Annotated in this window: 14 protein-coding genes; 4 read left to right on the forward strand and 10 right to left on the reverse strand. The window is 73.2% G+C overall.

The genetic code is table 11. The annotated features are described in order from the left end of the window. Positions 1–105: 105 nt before the first annotated feature. The gene (locus tag Q0795_RS05060; RefSeq protein WP_298887368.1) at positions 106–1,272 is read left to right on the forward strand and encodes an aminotransferase class I/II-fold pyridoxal phosphate-dependent enzyme; all 1,167 of its coding nucleotides are present in this window, start codon (positions 106–108) and stop codon (positions 1,270–1,272) included. 6 nt (positions 1,273–1,278) lie between these two features. Here the strand turns inward: Q0795_RS05060 and Q0795_RS05065 are convergent, their stop codons facing one another. The 3 genes from Q0795_RS05065 to Q0795_RS05075 are packed head-to-tail and all read right to left on the reverse strand — an operon-like array spanning position 1,279 to position 5,187. Continuing rightward, the gene (locus Q0795_RS05065; RefSeq protein WP_298887371.1) at positions 1,279–2,202 is read right to left on the reverse strand and encodes a matrixin family metalloprotease; all 924 of its coding nucleotides are present in this window, start codon (positions 2,200–2,202) and stop codon (positions 1,279–1,281) included. Between the two features lie 48 nt (positions 2,203–2,250). Continuing rightward, complete coding sequence (locus tag Q0795_RS05070) at positions 2,251–3,516, reverse strand: MFS transporter (protein ID WP_298887376.1); 1,266 nt, start codon at positions 3,514–3,516, stop codon at positions 2,251–2,253. A gap of 51 nt (positions 3,517–3,567) precedes the next feature. After that, entirely contained in the window at positions 3,568–5,187 is a 1,620-nt protein-coding gene (locus Q0795_RS05075; protein WP_298887379.1) for an SLC13 family permease, read from the reverse strand. Positions 5,188–5,297: 110 nt separating this feature from the next. Here Q0795_RS05075 and Q0795_RS05080 point away from each other — a divergent pair, with 110 nt between their 5' ends. Beyond that, on the forward strand, positions 5,298–6,332 hold the full coding sequence (locus tag Q0795_RS05080) for a saccharopine dehydrogenase (RefSeq protein WP_298887382.1): 1,035 nt from the start codon (positions 5,298–5,300) through the stop codon (positions 6,330–6,332). A 183-nt stretch (positions 6,333–6,515) separates the two neighbouring features. On the opposite strand, the gene Q0795_RS05085 is transcribed toward Q0795_RS05080, so the two are convergent. The 4 genes from Q0795_RS05085 to Q0795_RS05100 form a co-directional block, all read right to left on the reverse strand. Then, on the reverse strand, positions 6,516–7,091 hold the full coding sequence (locus Q0795_RS05085; RefSeq protein ID WP_298887384.1) for a LiaF domain-containing protein: 576 nt from the start codon (positions 7,089–7,091) through the stop codon (positions 6,516–6,518). Between the two features lie 111 nt (positions 7,092–7,202). Next, positions 7,203–8,438 carry an acyl-CoA dehydrogenase family protein gene (locus tag Q0795_RS05090; RefSeq protein WP_298887386.1) on the reverse strand — a complete coding sequence of 412 codons (1,236 nt, stop codon included), beginning with the start codon at positions 8,436–8,438 and terminating at the stop codon, positions 7,203–7,205. 31 nt (positions 8,439–8,469) lie between these two features. Further along, positions 8,470–9,267: a PIG-L family deacetylase gene (locus Q0795_RS05095; RefSeq protein WP_298887388.1), complete on the reverse strand. Its 798-nt coding sequence runs from the start codon at positions 9,265–9,267 to the stop codon at positions 8,470–8,472. A gap of 75 nt (positions 9,268–9,342) precedes the next feature. Further along, positions 9,343–11,073 (reverse strand): AMP-binding protein, encoded by a 1,731-nt coding sequence (locus Q0795_RS05100; RefSeq protein ID WP_298887546.1) that lies wholly within the window; start codon positions 11,071–11,073, stop codon positions 9,343–9,345. A 96-nt stretch (positions 11,074–11,169) separates the two neighbouring features. Here Q0795_RS05100 and Q0795_RS05105 point away from each other — a divergent pair, with 96 nt between their 5' ends. Then, positions 11,170–11,466, forward strand: coding sequence for a DUF3072 domain-containing protein (locus tag Q0795_RS05105; protein ID WP_298887390.1), 297 nt, complete (start codon positions 11,170–11,172; stop codon positions 11,464–11,466). Positions 11,467–11,523: 57 nt separating this feature from the next. Here the strand turns inward: Q0795_RS05105 and Q0795_RS05110 are convergent, their stop codons facing one another. Next, positions 11,524–12,438: a LysR substrate-binding domain-containing protein gene (locus Q0795_RS05110; protein WP_298887393.1), complete on the reverse strand. Its 915-nt coding sequence runs from the start codon at positions 12,436–12,438 to the stop codon at positions 11,524–11,526. A gap of 645 nt (positions 12,439–13,083) precedes the next feature. Here Q0795_RS05110 and Q0795_RS05115 point away from each other — a divergent pair. Continuing rightward, the gene (locus tag Q0795_RS05115) at positions 13,084–13,905 is read left to right on the forward strand and encodes a phosphotransferase (protein ID WP_298887396.1); all 822 of its coding nucleotides are present in this window, start codon (positions 13,084–13,086) and stop codon (positions 13,903–13,905) included. A gap of 13 nt (positions 13,906–13,918) precedes the next feature. Here the strand turns inward: Q0795_RS05115 and Q0795_RS05120 are convergent, their stop codons facing one another. Further along, positions 13,919–14,629: a matrixin family metalloprotease gene (locus Q0795_RS05120; RefSeq protein WP_298887398.1), complete on the reverse strand. Its 711-nt coding sequence runs from the start codon at positions 14,627–14,629 to the stop codon at positions 13,919–13,921. 29 nt (positions 14,630–14,658) lie between these two features. Beyond that, positions 14,659–15,306 (reverse strand): FMN reductase, encoded by a 648-nt coding sequence (locus Q0795_RS05125; protein ID WP_298887401.1) that lies wholly within the window; start codon positions 15,304–15,306, stop codon positions 14,659–14,661. Positions 15,307–15,309 lie beyond the last annotated feature (3 nt).

Genomic DNA, 15,309 nt, shown 5'->3' on the forward strand with positions numbered 1-15,309 from the left:
GGTGCTCCTCGGTCAGGCACGGTCCGCGGGCCACCGGCCGCGACGATCCGCCCACTGTGCGAGAGGTCGCTGGGGGTGTCAACCCGCACCTGAGAGGCTGAGGTCATGGCCACGCCCTTCGACCTCACGCTCGAGCAGATGCGCACCCACCGCAGCGCCAAGTGGAGCCGCGTCCCCGACGACGTGCTCCCGGCCTGGACCGCGGAGATGGACGCCCGCGCCGCCCCCGCGATCAGCGCCGCGCTGCGCACCGCGGTCGAGCGCAGCGACCTCGGGTATGCCGGTGAACCCACCCCGGTGGTCGACGCGTTCGCGGGTTTCGCGCGGGACGTGTGGGGGTGGGAGACCCAGGGCACACCGGGGCGGGCGCGCCTCTTCGCCGACGTCGGCCAGGCCGCCAAGGAGACGCTGCGCGCGCTCACCTCGCCCGGGGACGCGGTGGTCCTCAACCCGCCGGTCTACCTCTCGTTCTACCCCTGGCTGCGCGAGCTCGGCCTGGAGGCCCTCGAGGTGCCGATGCTCGACGTCGCCGACGGGGGCCGGCTCGACCTGGAGGGCATGGGCCGCGCGTTCGCCGACGGGGCGCGGGTCGTGCTGCTGTGCAGCCCGCACAACCCGCTGGGCTACGTCTACCCGCGGGAGGAGCTGGCCGCGCTCGCCGACCTGGCCGCGCAGCACGACGCGGTCGTCGTCGCCGACGAGATCCACGCCCCGCTCGTGCACCCCGGCAGCCCGCGACCCTTCGTGCCGTTCCTCACCGTCAGCGAGGCGGCCCGCCAGGTCGGGATCGCGCTGCACTCGCCGTCCAAGGCGTGGAACACCGCCGGCCTCAAGCTGGCGCTCGGCGTCACCGCCGTCGCAGGCAGGTGGCCGGCGCGTCAGCCCGAGACCGACTGGGCGCCGAGCATCCTCGGGCAGTACGCTGCGGTCGCCGCCTACACCGACGGCCGGGACTGGCTGGATGCCGCGGTCACCGAGATCGAGGCGCGCACCCGGGCGCTGCCCGCCCTCCTGGCCGAGCACCTGCCGGGCGTGCGGTTCACCCCGGGCCACGCGTCCTACCTCGCCTGGCTGGACTGCCGCGACCTCGGTCTCGGGGACGACCCGGCCCAGACCTTCCTCGAGCGTGGCCGGGTGCTGCTCTCGTCCGGCCCGGCCTTCGGCGCCGGCGGCGCCGGCTTCGCCCGCCTCAACATCGGCACCAGCGAGGAGCTCGTCCAGGAGGCCGTCCGCCGCATGGCCTCCGCCCTCCCTGCACCGGACGCGCGATAGGGACGCTCAGCCGCAGTCGATCGACCCGAGCCGCGCCAACCCTTCCCGGTCGCCCGGCCCGAAACCGGGCTGGCCCGTGTTGGCCGCCGACATCAGCTCGCCCGGGTCGTGCACATGGTCCAGGCCCAGGACGTGACCGAGCTCGTGGTCGAGCACGGTCGCGGTCTCCGACGCGCCGAGGAGATCCTCTCGGTCCAGCACGACCGACCCGCTGACCAGCGACTTTCGGCCCGACACCGCGTCGGTGAGGACGAGCGGGCCACCGAGCCCGGCCGTGCGCCCGGTGAGCGCCGGCACCTCCGACGCGGTGGACCAGGTGATGAGCACCGGGTCACGCGTGGTCCGCGGCTGGCCGAACGTGTCCTCGCTCTCCCCCACGAGCTCGAGCAGCAGCCCGGACGCCGCGGAGACGCGGGCCAGCGACCCCTCCACGAGCTCCTCGTAGCCCGGGGGCGCGCCGTCGGGGTTGACCGCCACCTCCACCGGTCGGCAGGGCGAGAACCCGACGGGCTCCTCGGATCCGTCCTGGGTGTAGAGGAAGGCGTGCTCCCCGGTCTGCGACACCGCCACCTCGGGGAGCAGACGCGAGGTCTCCTCGGTCAGCCCGCCGAGCGGCCCACCGCTGAGCGGGACGGCCTCCTGCACCACCGCGCCGACCTCGTCGGCCCACGCCACCGGCTGGTCGTCACCGCCTCCGGTCACCAGGTCGCCCACCCGCCCGAGCAGCGCGGAGGACTGTGTCGGGAAGACGACCGCGGCGGCCACCGCGCCGAGCACGACCACCCACCCCACGCCGGAGGCGCGCCGCCGCGGGCGAGGTGGGACAGTGGGGATGCTGCCGACGCCGTAGAGCTCGTCCCACCGGTCGAGCTCGGCCAGACGACGCTCCATCTCGCGCGCCCGACGACGCCGCGCCATCGGCTCGAACATGGGCCCATCCTGCCTCACACCGCCCCGGATCCCGAGGTATGCCGTTCCTCACGCCTCGCGCGGCGGCGTCACCTTGCTGCGCGCGTAGCGGAACGGCTCGCGCGGGGGTCGGGTGAGCAGGTCGGCGGTGAAACGGCGACGAGCCAGCAGGACGAGCAGCCCGGCGATCGCGAAGCAGGCGGCGGCCGTCCCCCAGGCCAGCGGGAAACCCGCCGCCTGCGAGAGGCCACCGAGCAGTGCCGGCCCCAGGGCGCCGCCCGCGAAGGCCCCGGCCTGGACCGCACCAGAGGCCTGGGCGGGGTTGTCCCGGCCGAGGCGCGCGACGGCATACAGCAGCAGGCCGGGCCAGGACCAGCCGATGCTGAAGGCCAGCAGCCCGAAGACCCACACGGCCCAGGGTTGGGCCACCACCAGACCGGCGCAGGCCAGGGCGCCGACCCCCATCTGGGTCGCGACGACCGGCAGGTTGGCCCCGTGGCGGTGGTCCGCCCGCCAGCCGGAGAAGACCCGGACCGCGATCGAACCACCCGAGCCGAGGGCCATGAGGACCCCGGTCTGGGAGGGGGTCAGCCCCACCTCGAAGCCCCACGAGGCGGCGAAGGAGCCGACGAAGTTGGCGGCCGCGCTGGCGAAGGTGATCGCCAGCGCCGCGAGGACGAGCGGGAGCGTCGGCGGCGACTCCATCAGCTCCGGCAGCCAGACCGGCGCACCGGCCCCGCGTCGGCCCCTCCGGCGCTCCCGGACGAGCACGGCCACGGCCCCGCCCACGACCACCGCCCCCAGGCAGGCGGTGATGAGGAAGGTGGAGCGCCACCCCCACAACGCGCCCGTCGTCGGCACCGCCAGCCCGCCGAGCATGATCGCGAGCGGCACCGCCGACTGCTTCACCCCGAAGCCCAGGCCCCGCCGCCCGGGCGGCAGCGTGCGCGCCATGAGCAGGTTGGCGGTCGCCTGCGAGGCCGCGTTGCCCAGGCCGAGGACGACCATGACCGCCATCAGCGTCCACCAGCCGCGGGCCAGCGTCGCCATGGCCACGCCACCGCCGGACACGAGCAGGCCCGCAGCGAGCAGCAGCCGCCCACGCCCGAGTCGGTCGACGACCCCGGAGGTCGACAGCGTGGCGATCGCCGCGGTCGCGAAGAAGACGCTGACGGCCACCCCGAACGCGCCCAGACCCAGCCCCAGGTCCTCGCGGATCCGGACCGCTTGCGCGCCCAGCAGGAAGGGAGGGATGGCGCCCAGCGTGGTGATCGCGGAGGCGAGCACCATCACCAGGGCGGAGCGACCGCGACGAGGGGCTGCTGGCCTGACCACGCGGCGCGTCGCCCCCTCTCTGCCGTCGTGCGGTACGCCGCCCGCCCGGCCCTAGAGCACCATGCCCAGGGCGAAGGGCCCGATCAGCACCGTGAAGAGGGTGATGAGGAGCACGCCGACGACGTTGAGGACGATTCCACCACGGGCCATCTCCTGGATCTTCACCGCCCCGGTGCCGAAGACGATGGCGTTGGGCGGGGTGCCGACCGGCAGCATGAAGGCGCAGGTCGCGGCCAGCGCCGCCGGGATGAGCAGCGTCATCGGGTCCACACCGATGCCGACGGCGACCCCGCCGAGCACCGGGATGAAGGTCGCGGCCGTGGCGGTGTTGCTGGTCACCTCGGTGAGGAACAGCACGATGGTGACGACGGCGGCGAGCAGCAGCACGATGGGTAGCGCCCCGAGACCGGTCACCTGGGTGCCGAACCACTCGTCCAGCCCGGTGCCGGCCACCGCGGCAGCCAGGCTCAGGCCACCGCCGAAGAGCAGCAGCACCCCCCAGGGCAGCCCTTCCTCCGCGTCGTCCCACTCCAGCGTCATCCGTCCCTCGCGGTCGCCGGGGACGAGGAAGAGGACCAACCCGGCACCGATGGCGATGGCGGTGTCGTCGAGCTCGCCCAGCCAGGCCGCGGACTCCGCCAGGGCGGGGATGTTGACCAGCAGGCCGGGGACGATCCACAGGAAGGCCGCGCCGCAGAAGACGGTGAGCACGACCTTCTCGCCCTGGCTCATCGGCCCCAGCTGGTCGATCTCGTGGTCGATGAGCTCGCGCCCGCCCGGGATCTCCTGCAGCTTGAAGCGGAACATGAGACGGGTGATGAGCAACCAGGCGATGCCGAGGAAGACGACGACGATCGGCACACCCAGCAACATCCAGGCGAGGAAGCCGACCTCCTGATCGAGCTCGTCGGCGAGGTACCCGGCGACGATCGCGTTGGGCGGGCTGCCCAGCAGGGTGCCCAAGCCGCCGATGGAGGCGGACCAGGCGATCGAGAGGACGAGGGCGACACCGAAGAGGCGGACGTCCGGGTCGTTGACGACGTCGCTCACCGCGCGACCCTGCCCCACCTCCTCGGCCAGGTCCCCGTCGGCCACCGGTGCCGAGGACGAGGCCGCCTGCCGGCTGTTCTCCACGACGAGGGCCAGCACCGAGATACCGATGGGCAGCATCATCAGGGTGGTCGCCGTGTTGGAGACCCACATCGACAGGAAGGCGGTGGAGATCATCATCCCGAGGATGATGCGCCGCGGGTGGGTGCCGACCCGGCGCAGCGTGAGCAGGGCGATGCGCCGGTGCAGGTTCCATTTCTGCATGGCGATGGCGATGAGGAAGCCACCGAGGAAGAGGAAGACGATGGAGTTGGCGTAGGGAGCCGTCGCGTCCGCGACCCCGAGACCGGTGAGCGGCGGGATGAGCACGATCGGCAGCAGCGAGGTCGCCGCCAGCGGGATCGCCTCGGTCATCCACCAGACGGCCATGAGCACGGCCACCGCCGCGACGAAGCGCGCGTCGCCGGACATGTCCGCCCCGCCGAGCAGCAGGTAGACCAGCGCCGCGAGGCCCACACCTCCCAGCCGGAAGGCCCAGGTCCGCCCGGCCGGCCGGGGTGGTTCGCGGTCGCTCGGCTCGTAGTCGTACTCGCCCTGCTCCCGCACGATCTCGCTGCTCATCCGTCCAGCCCCTCTCACGCCGATGTGACCGGCTCAACCTAACCCACGGCGGTCCCCGGCGGACGAACGTTGACGCGGGGAGAAGGCGGGAGTCGGCATACCCTGGACGCATGAGTCGTCCCCACCTGTGGATCCGCGCCGAGGCCCGCCCGGGCGAGCAGCGCGTACCGATCGTCCCCGCCGACGCTGCCCGGTTGGTGGCCGACGGGTATGTCGTGACGGTCGAGGAGTCGCCGAGCCGGGTCGTCGACCTCGAGGACTATGTGGAGGCCGGGTGCTCGGTGGCGCCCTACGGCTCCTGGATCGACGCACCCGAGGGCGCGGTCGTCGTCGGCATCAAGGAGCTGCCGGAGGACCCGGCCGACCTGGCCCACACCCACGTGTTCTTCGCCCACGCCTACAAGGGGCAGGAGGGTGCCGACGTCACGCTGGACCGGTTCCGGCGCGGTGGCGGTGAGCTGCTGGACGTGGAGTACCTCACGCTGGACGGTCGCCGGGTCGTCGCCTTCGGCTTCTGGGCCGGGTATGTCGGTGCCGCCCTCTCCGTGCTGCGGCACCGTGGTCTGCTGGACGGCGGGGTGGCCCCCATGGATCGGGAGGACCTGGACGCGCAGCTGCGCGGCAGCGCCGAGGGGCGCGAGCCCGAGCGGGCACTGGTCATCGGCTCCCGCGGGCGCTCCGGGCGCGGCGCGGTCGAGGCGCTAGAGCTCGCCGGGTGCGCGGTGACGCGCTGGGACCGCGGGGACACCGTGGACCTCGACAAGGCGGCCCTGCTCGAGCACGACCTCCTCGTCAACTGCGTGGTGAGCACCACCCCGCGCGAGCCCTTCGTCACGCCCGCCGACGTCCCGGCGCCGCGCCGGCTGCGCACCATCGGCGACGTGACCTGCGACGTGACCTCGGACAACAACCTGCTGCCGGTCAACACCGCCATCACCTCGTGGGCCGAGCCGGTGCGCGACGTGGGCACCACGGAGAACCCGCTCGACGTCATCGCGATCGACAACCTGCCCTCGCTGCTGCCGCTGGAGTCCTCGGTCAGCTTCTCCGCCGAGCTCACCCCGCTGCTGGAGGATCTCGCCGAGCGGCGCGGCCCGTGGGCGGCGAGCCTCGAGTGGTTCCGCCGGCACGTGCCGACGGGCTGACGCCCGACCCCCATCGGCCGAACCCCCACCGGGCGGACCCCCACCGGGCGGACCCCCACCGGGCGCCGCACATGGTTCCCCGACACCCCACCGGGCGCCGCGAATGGTCGCCGGACACCCCACCGGGCGCCGCACATGGTTGCCTGACACCCCACCGGGCGCCGCGAATGGTTGTCGCTGCGGTCAGCGCTTCTGCGTCCAGCGCCATCCGCGCGGCGGCTTGGACCCGTCGTCCGGCAGCATCGTGCGGACCCGCACGTCGCCGAGCAGGCTGGTGGCGTTGACCCGCACGCACGCCCCGGTCTCGGGCACCCCCTGGGCCGCGGGGTCCACGTCGTGGCGCAGGCCTCCCATCAGGGTGAAGCCCTGCAGCTCCACCCGCGTCCCGGCCGGCACGACGATCTTGACGTCGCCCATCCCGGTGTAGGTCGAGATGTCCAGGGTCTCGCCGGGACGGAGCACCTCGCGAAGATCCAGCTTGACGTCGCCGAGGAACATCACCAGCGTCGTCCGCTCGGCGACCTGCCAGGAACCGGTGCGGGTGATGTCGCCCAGGAGCGTGCCCATGGTCTGGCTCGGCTGCCGACCTCGTACCCCGGAGCCGGGCGACGTCGCCGGGGCGTACCGGTCCCCCACCTCCTCGCGCGGCACGGGCCGCTCCCCCGGCTGGGGGATCGCCGGTCGCCACTCGGGCGGGACCTCGGAGGGGCCGTCGTACCGGCCCTCGGGCGACGGACCGGGAGTGGTGGGGTTCGCCATACCGCCCACCCTAGCCGTGGTCCCGGCCGGCGAACGGTGACAGCCGTCAGTTCGTAGCGGCCTCGCCCGACGCGACGCGGGACCGCGCGACGCGCTGCCGCGCGCCGCGGGTCAGCGGAAGGCGCTGGTGCCCGTCACCGATCGGCCGACCAGGAGGGACTGGACGGTGCGGCTGCCCTCGTAGGTGTAGGTCGCCTCGAGGTCGGCGAAGTGCCGCGCGACGTGGTGGTCGAGCAGGATACCGTTGCCGCCGAGCATGTCGCGGGCCGTCGCCACGACCTCACGGGCCGCCGTCGTCGTGTGCAGCTTGGCCATCGCGGCGTGCTCGATGGTGCAGCGCCCCTGGTCCTGCAGCTGGCTCATCCTCGTGCACATGAGCTGCATCGAGGTGATGAGGGTGACCATCCGGGCGAGGTCGTCCTGGATGAGCTGGTTCTTGGCCAGCGGGCGGCCGAACTGCTCGCGGCGCAGGGCATAGGTGAGCGCCCCCTCGTAGGCGGCGACCGCGTGGCCGATCGCCTCCCACGCCACCGCCTGGCGGGAGCGGGCCAGCACCCGGTTGGTGTCGGCGAAGGTGCGGGCCTGCGCGAGGCGGTTCTCGGCCGGGACCCGCACCCCGTCGAGGCGGATGTGGGCCTGCCACACCCCGCGGTTGCTGATCTTGCCGTCGATGACCTGCGCGTCCCAGCCGTCCAGCTGCTGCGGCGACTCGACGACGAAACCGCCCACGTCGCCGTCGTCGTCCCGCGCCCAGACCACCACCAGGTCGGCCACGGAGCCGTTGCCGATCCACCGCTTGGCCCCGTCGAGCACCCAGTGGTCGCCGTCCCGCCGCGCCCGCGTCTCCATGCTCACCACGTCCGAGCCGTGCGTGGGCTCGGTGAGGGCGACGGCACCGACCGTCTCCACCCGGGCCATCCCCGGCAGCCAGCGCTGCCGCTGCTCCTCGCTGCCCAGCAGGTGCACCGAGGTCATCGCCAGCCCGGAGTGGACCGCGTTGAAGGTCGCGATCGAGCCGTCGCCCCGGGCCAGCTCGGCGCACATCACGCCGTCGGCGAGCGCCGACACCCCCGCGCACCCGTAGCCCTCGATCGAGGCACCCGCGACCCGCGTGGCGGCATACCCCGGCACCATCTCGACGGGGTACCTCGCCGCCTCCCACCACTCCTGCGCGGCCGGCACGACCGCCTCGTCGCACCACCGGCGCACCCCGTCGCGCAGCTCCCGCTCCTGCGGCGTGAGCAGCTCGTCGAGGTGCAGGAAGTCGGTCCCGCGCGCGAACCCCAGGTCGGCACCCTCCGGCATCCCTCGGTCGGACTCGGGCATCGGCTCCGGCGCGTCGCTCATGCCTCGAGGGTATGCCGCGGGTCCGACACGTTCAGCCCAGGGGATGCGCGTGGGTCAGGCCCGGCGCACGGCCCGGCTCGATGAACCACTCGTCGCCGAACATCGCGGCGAACTGCTCGGAGGGCATGCCGAGCATCCACCCGACGTCCTCCTGGCTGGCGTGCGCGGAGAGGGCCGCCCGCTTGGTGGCGACGACCTCGCGCACGTCGACGTGCCAGTGGATGTCCGCCTCCGGGGTGCCCATGGGGTTGCCGTCGTCGGCCGGCCCGTCGGGGTCGAAGTCCTCGTCCTCGCCGATCGTGCCGGCCTGCCGTGCCGCCTCGACCATCCGGCGCACGTGGTCACGGTTCATGGTGTTCTCCAGCAGCCGCGGTCGGCGCGCGGCCAGCTCGGCCGCCCGGTGCGCGACGGCGTGCACCTTGACGTGGTCGGGGTGGCCGTAGCCGCCGTGCCAGTCGTAACCGACGAGGACGTCGGCGTCCTCCTCGTCGAGGACCGCTGCCAGCCGGCGCGCCGCCTCCTCGGTGTCGGCGGAGTGAAAGGACTGCTCGTGGGCGTTCTGCTCCCACCCGGTCATGCCCGAGTCGGCGTACCCCAGCCAGGCGATGCGGTCCGTGCCCAGGACCTGGCCGGCGGCCTGCGCCTCGGCGCGCCGCCGGTCGACCACGGTCTCACCCTCGCGCAGGTCGGGCGGCAGGGTGCCGTGATCGCCGTGGGTGGCGAAGACGATGACCACGCGGTGGCCGGCGTCGACGGCCAGCCGCGTCGTGCCGGCGGTGCCGCTGGCCTCGTCGTCGGGATGGGCGTGCAGGAGGACGATCGTGCTCACGGGCTCACGATAGGTCGCCCCACCGACAGGCCCACCATCCGCGACCCTACGGCGCCACCACCCCGCCCGTGGGACTCAGCCCCGCAGGTCGGGGAAGTCGGTGTCCCGCCACTCGGTCGGCGCACCGTCCGCACCCGCGGCGACCGACAGCTCCTGCTCGCGGGCCCGCAGCTCGACCCGGCGGATCTTGCCGCTGATCGTCTTGGGCAGCTCGGAGAACTCCAGCCGGCGGACCCGCTGCCAGGGCTGCAGGTGCTCCCGGGCATGAGCCAGGATCGAGCGCGCGGTCTCGGCGGTCGGCTCATGACCGGCGACCAGGGTGACGTAGGCCTTGGGCACCGAGAGGCGCACCTCGTCGGGAGCGGGGACCACCGCAGCCTCGGCGACCGCCGGGTGCTCGATGAGCACCGACTCCAGCTCGAACGGGCTGATCTTGTAGTCGCTGGCCTTGAAGACGTCGTCGGTGCGCCCCACGTAGGTGATCATGCCGGTCGCGTCCCGCTCGGCGACGTCGCCGGTGTGGTAGAAACCCCCGGTCATCGCCTCCGCGTTGCGCTCGTCGTCCCCCTGGTAGCCGGTCATCAGCGCCACCGGAGACGCGGACAGGTCGAGGCAGATCTCGCCCTCGCCCGGGCCGTCGACCAGCCGCCCGGTCTGCGGGTCGACGAGCACGGAGGGGATGCCGGGCAGCGGCATCCCCATCGACCCGGGCTTGACCCGGTCCCCCGGGCAGTTCCCGATCTGCGCCGTGGTCTCGGTCTGACCGTAGCCGTCGCGCAGGGTCAGGCCCCACTGCCGCTGCACCTGGGTGATGACCTCGGGGTTGAGCGGCTCGCCCGCGCCGATGACCTCGCGCAGGGCGCCGGGACCGCCGGAGAGGTCGGCGTTGATGAGCATGCGCCAGACCGTCGGCGGGGCGCACAGGCTGGTGACCCGGTGCCGGCGCACGACCTCGAGCAGGGCGTCGGGGTCGAACCGGCGGTAGGCGTGGACCAGGATCGTCGCCTCGGCGATCCACGGGGCGAAGAAGCAGCTCCAGGCGTGCTTGGCCCAGCCCGGGCTGGAGATGTTGAGGTGGACGTCACCGGGGCGCAGCCCCAACCAGTACGTCGTCGAGAGGTGGCCGACCGGGTAGCTCACCTGGGTGTGCTCGACGAGCTTGGGGCGGTTGGTGGTGCCGGAGGTGAAGTAGAGCAGGAGGCGGTCGTCGGGGCCGGTGCCCGGGTGCTCGGCGTGGCTCACGTGCTCGGCGTATGCCGTGCGCAGGTCGGTCCAACCGGCCACCTCCCCCACCGACAGGCGGGCGTAGTCGCCCGGCACGTCGTCGAACCGGTCGGTGTCGGCGGCGTCGACGACCACGGCCCGGGCGCCGCCCCGCTCCAGCCGGTCGCGCAGGTCGGAGGGACCGGCCGCGGTCGTGGTCGGCATGAGGACGGCCCCCAGCTTCATCACCCCGAGCATGGTGTCCCACAGCTCGACCTGGTTGCCCAGCATGACCATGACGCTGTCGCCGCGGCCGATGCCCTGGTGGGCCAGCAGGGCCGCGACCTGGTCGGAGCGGGTGGCGACCTCGTCGAAGGTCAGCGTCTGGTCCGAGCCGTCCTCCTGGACGACGACCAGCGCGGGTGCGTCGTTGCCGCGGGCGATCGCGTCGAACCAGTCCACCGCCCAGTTGAAGCGCTCGCCCACGTCCGGGTAGCGGAACTCCTCCCGGGCCCGCCCGGGGTCGCCGTAGAGCTCGAGGAGCTGGTCGCGGGCGGCGCGGTAGGCCGGGTGGGGCGAGCGGACGGGACGGTCGGTCGACATCGGCGTCATACCTCCATCCCTACACCGGGGCGGGTATGCCTGTCAGCAGGAGCCTTGGGCGCGCCACTGTCGGACCCCCGCCCTAGAGTCGGTCCCATGACCAACCCGATGGACGACCAGACCCAGACCGGCGCCCCCGACGCGGGCGCCGACGCAGACGCCGACATGCTGGGCGCCCCCAGCCCGCAGTCCCCGGACGACCAGCTCGAGCGCGACCCGGAGAACTGGACGACTGGTGACGACCCGGCGACCGAGGCCCAGAAGTCCTACCTCGACCGGCTGGCCAGCGCCGCCGGCGAGCAGATCCCTGCCGAGGGGCTCACCAAGGCGAAGGCCTCCGAGCACATCGACCGCCTCCAGTCCGCGACCGGCATGGAGCCGCGCGAGTCCTGAGCCCCCGACCGGCACGGAGGAGCGGCGGATGGTCCGGCGCCGGGGCAGGCGCCGCCCTCAGGCGGTGTCGGTGTTCTCACCCCACACCCGCCGGACCTCCGCGGCCACCGAGGCGACCGCCGGCCGTCGCTCGCTGGAGTCGCGGTGCACGAGCATCACACGCCGGGTGGGGGGGTCCTTCACCGGCAGGGCGACGACCGCGTCGGGCAGCTCGGGGCGGCCGAGCCGCGGCATGAGACCGATCCCGAAGCCGGCCGCCACGAGGGCGATCTTGCTGGGGTGGGTGTCGGCGGTCGCGGCGATCCGGTAGTCCAGGTGGCGCTCGCGCAGGGCGGTCAGCAGCCAGTCGCTGAAGACCCCCGGCGAGTCGTCCACCCAGTCTCGGCCCCCGCAGTCCCGCAGGTCGACGATGCCGTTGCGCCCGATGCGCAGGTCGTGGTCGTGCCGGGCGATGAGGTCGACGACGTCGTTGCCCAGCACCGTGGAGACCAGTCCCCCCGGCAGGGCCTTGTGGTAGTCGGTCCAGTCGTGGACCACGGCGAGGTCGACCTCGCCGCGGCGCAACGCCCGTAGCGACCCCTCCGGGGTGAGCTCGCGCACGGTCAGGCGCAGCAGCGGGTAGAGCTCGCGCAGGGTGGGCACGGTCGGGGCGAGCAGACCGACGATGCCGGTGGGGAAGGAGGACAGCACGAGCGGACCCGAGACGTCGCTGGTCAGGTGCTCCAGCTCGGCCCGTGCGGCCTCGTCCAGCTGCTCCACCTGGGCGGCCAGCCGGACCAGCACCTCCGCGGCGTCGGTGGGGACGACGTTGCGGCCACGGCGCACGAGGACGGGCTGTCCGACCTCCTTCTGCAGGCGGGTCAGCTGCTGGCTGACGGCCGAGGCCGTGAGGCCGAGGCGGTCGGCCGCTGCCAGTACCGTCCCCTCCTCGACGACGGCCTTGAGGCTGACCAGGTGCTCAGGGGAGAACATGCAGCGCATCTTACACATACTGGTAAGAAATGTCCGTTTGTGCTAATGCAAGAATGCTGTCAGAGTATTCATTGTCAGACCCCGACATGAAGAAAGGTGGCCATCATGACCGCTCTGTCCCAGGTTCTCCGCAGCAGCACCCACGTGATCCTCGAGATCGGTCGCGCTTGGCGCCCGATCGAGCACCTCCGCGGCTGACCTCACGTCTTCTGGAAGCCGCCCCCGGGGACCCTCCCGGGGGCGGCTTCTCGCACGTCAGGGGCGGATGACCGCGCACCGCCGCCGGCACCCGGTGCGCAGCGGTGGACCCCACGGCAGGCACCGGCGTCAGCACCGCCAGGACCTTTAAGCAGCACTTGGTGGTATCCGTAAGTAATGTCCGTTTGTGCTAAAGCAAAAATCTTGTCAGACTAGAAGCTCAGACCCCAGCACGAAGAAAGGTGGCCATCATGACCGCTCTGTCCAAGGCTCTCCGCAGCAGCACCCACGTGATCCTCGAGATCGGTCGCGCCTGGCGCCCGATCGAGCACATCCGCGGCTGACCTCACGCTGTCCGAAGCCGCCTCCGGGACCTCGTCCCAGGGGCGGCTTCTGCGTGCCCGGCCTCAGACCTCGCCCTCGCCGCCCTCGCCCTAGGCTGACCCGATGCCGCTGACGACCGCCCAGCAGGGCCTGCTCGACACCTGGCTGCCCGGGCACACGGTGCTCGACGACCACTCGTGGGGCCTGGTCAGCACCACCGTGCTCCGGGTGCGGCACCGCGGGAGGGACCTGACGGTCAAGGCCAGCTCCCCCGACGACCACCACCTCGCGAGGGAGGTGGCCGCCCACCGCGAGCTCACCGCCCCCCTCCTGCCCGACCGCGCGCCCACACTGGTCCGGGCCGATCTCGAGGCCCGCCTGCTGGTGGCCACGTGGCTGCCGGGGCACCTCGTGCAGGGGACGGCCGCCGAGCAGGACCCCGAGAGCTACCGTCAGGCCGGGCTGCTGCTCAGCCGCCTGCACGGACAGTCCTCCCGCCGCGACGACGACTGGCTGGAGCAGCAGCAGGCCCGCACCCGTCGCTGGCTCGCCCGGCCGCACCGCATCCCCCGGGCCCGGGTGGGACGCGTCGAACGACGTCTCACCCGTTGGCCGGTCGGCCCGGTGACGCTCACGCCGACCCACGGGGACTACCACCCCCGCAACTGGGTCGTGGACCACGGCACGGTGTCGGTCATCGACTTCGGTCGGGCGCAGTGGCGGCCCGCCGCCACGGACCTGGCCCGGATGGAGCCCCGCCAGTGGCGGGAGGACCCCCGCCTGGAGGCCGCGTTCCTCGACGGGTACGGCGCGGACCCCCGCCCGGCGTGGTGGCGCGACCTCCTGCTCGCCGAGGCGGTGGGCACGGCGGTGTGGGCCTACCAGGTCGGCGACGAGGCCTTCGAGCAGGAGGGGCTGCGGCAGCTCGCCGAGCTCACGGCCTGACGGGACGCCCGGCTCAGCCGCAGGCGGCCTCCTCCAGCGCTGCCAGACCGGCCAGGTCGGCGTCGGTGAACTCGTCCTGCCCCGAGTTCTCCGCCGCCATGAGCGCCCCCGCGTCGTCGGAGTGCCCGAGCCCGAGCACGTGCACCAGCTCGTGGACGAGCACGGTCTCCTCGTCCAACCCGCCGAGCCAGCCGCCCGGCATGTCGGTGTCCAGGACGACCATGCCGCCGACCGAGCGGGCGTCCCCGCCCGGGCCCACGACGTAGGACGCTCCCCCCAGGCCAGCCGTCGGGCCGGCGAGCTCGGGCACCTCCTCCTCGTCGGCCCACCCGATGAGGACCGGTCCGCGCTGGCGACCCTGGAACTCGCGGTCCTCGGTCTCCCCGGTCACCACGAAGGTGAAGCCGCTGGCCTCGTTCACCCGCTGGACCGCCGAGGCGACGAGCTCGGCATACCCCTGCGGCGCACCCTCCGGGTTGACCTCGACGTCGATGCGGGCGGCGCATCCCCAGGTCACCGGGCGACCGCCATCGCTGACCTGCATGAAGGTGTAGCCCTCACCGCCCGAGCCGGCGACACCGGCCGAGCGCTCGGAGTAGACCGTCCGTCGGACGTTGCCGAGATCGAGGGCGGGCGAGAGGTAGACCACCATGCTGATGACCAGGCCGAGTACGAGCAGCAGGCTGAGGATGCTCGTGCACCCTCCACCGCGCCGCTCGCTCATGCGTCCAGTCTGCCCCCCGATGCTGGGGACTACTGACCCAGTCCGGCGAGCAGGTCCTCGAAGTCCGTGACGTCCTGACCGACCCGCATCCCGGCGCGACCGGAGGCGCGGTCCGAGCCCAGCCCGCCGACGCCTGCGGCCACCACGGCGGCCGCCAGCTCCCCGGCGGCACGGGTGATCCGGTCACCGAGCTCGCCGGACCCGGCACCGCCGAAGTCGTCGGTCGCGGCGAAGACGCCGGTCGGCACGACCGCGGCGCGCAGGTAGGCGAACAGCGGGCGCAGCGCGTGGTCGAGCACGAGCTGGTGCCGGGCCGTGCCGGCCGTCGCGGCGACCAGCACCGGTGTGCCCGCGACCGCGTCCGGGTCGAGCACGTCGACGAACATCTTGAACAGCCCGGAGTAGCTCGCGGCGAAGACGGGGCTGACCGCGATGATGGCGTCCGCGCCGGACACGAGCTCGCGTGCCGCCTCGACGGCCGGCGTCGGCACGCCGCCCGTGGTCATGGTGGTGGCCAGGTCGTGAGCGAGCTCGCGCAGTTCGACCACCTCGACGGTCGCGGACTCCCCGCGCGCGCTCACCTGGGTGACGACGGCGTCGGCGAGCCGGTCGGCCAGCAGCCGGGTGGAGCTGGGCTGGGAGAGCCCTGCGGTGAGGACGACGATGCGGCGGGTCATGGC

Origin of the sequence: uncultured Serinicoccus sp., assembly GCF_947487915.1 — a bacterium.
Classification (GTDB): Bacteria; Actinomycetota; Actinomycetes; order Actinomycetales; family Dermatophilaceae; genus Ornithinicoccus.

What these genes read in the sequence shown, in the direction of transcription:
- Q0795_RS05060 (WP_298887368.1), top strand. Translation starts at nt 106, where the DNA reads ATGGCCACGCCCTTCGACCTCACGCTCGAGCAGATGCGCACCCACCGC.
- Q0795_RS05065 (WP_298887371.1), bottom strand. Translation starts at nt 2,202, where the DNA reads ATGTTCGAGCCGATGGCGCGGCGTCGTCGGGCGCGCGAGATGGAGCGT.
- Q0795_RS05075 (WP_298887379.1), bottom strand. Translation starts at nt 5,187, where the DNA reads ATGAGCAGCGAGATCGTGCGGGAGCAGGGCGAGTACGACTACGAGCCG.
- Q0795_RS05080 (WP_298887382.1), top strand. Translation starts at nt 5,298, where the DNA reads ATGAGTCGTCCCCACCTGTGGATCCGCGCCGAGGCCCGCCCGGGCGAG.
- Q0795_RS05085 (WP_298887384.1), bottom strand. Translation starts at nt 7,091, where the DNA reads ATGGCGAACCCCACCACTCCCGGTCCGTCGCCCGAGGGCCGGTACGAC.
- Q0795_RS05090 (WP_298887386.1), bottom strand. Translation starts at nt 8,438, where the DNA reads ATGAGCGACGCGCCGGAGCCGATGCCCGAGTCCGACCGAGGGATGCCG.
- Q0795_RS05100 (WP_298887546.1), bottom strand. Translation starts at nt 11,073, where the DNA reads ATGTCGACCGACCGTCCCGTCCGCTCGCCCCACCCGGCCTACCGCGCC.
- Q0795_RS05105 (WP_298887390.1), top strand. Translation starts at nt 11,170, where the DNA reads ATGACCAACCCGATGGACGACCAGACCCAGACCGGCGCCCCCGACGCG.
- Q0795_RS05110 (WP_298887393.1), bottom strand. Translation starts at nt 12,438, where the DNA reads ATGTTCTCCCCTGAGCACCTGGTCAGCCTCAAGGCCGTCGTCGAGGAG.
- Q0795_RS05115 (WP_298887396.1), top strand. Translation starts at nt 13,084, where the DNA reads ATGCCGCTGACGACCGCCCAGCAGGGCCTGCTCGACACCTGGCTGCCC.
- Q0795_RS05120 (WP_298887398.1), bottom strand. Translation starts at nt 14,629, where the DNA reads ATGAGCGAGCGGCGCGGTGGAGGGTGCACGAGCATCCTCAGCCTGCTG.
- Q0795_RS05125 (WP_298887401.1), bottom strand. Translation starts at nt 15,306, where the DNA reads ATGACCCGCCGCATCGTCGTCCTCACCGCAGGGCTCTCCCAGCCCAGC.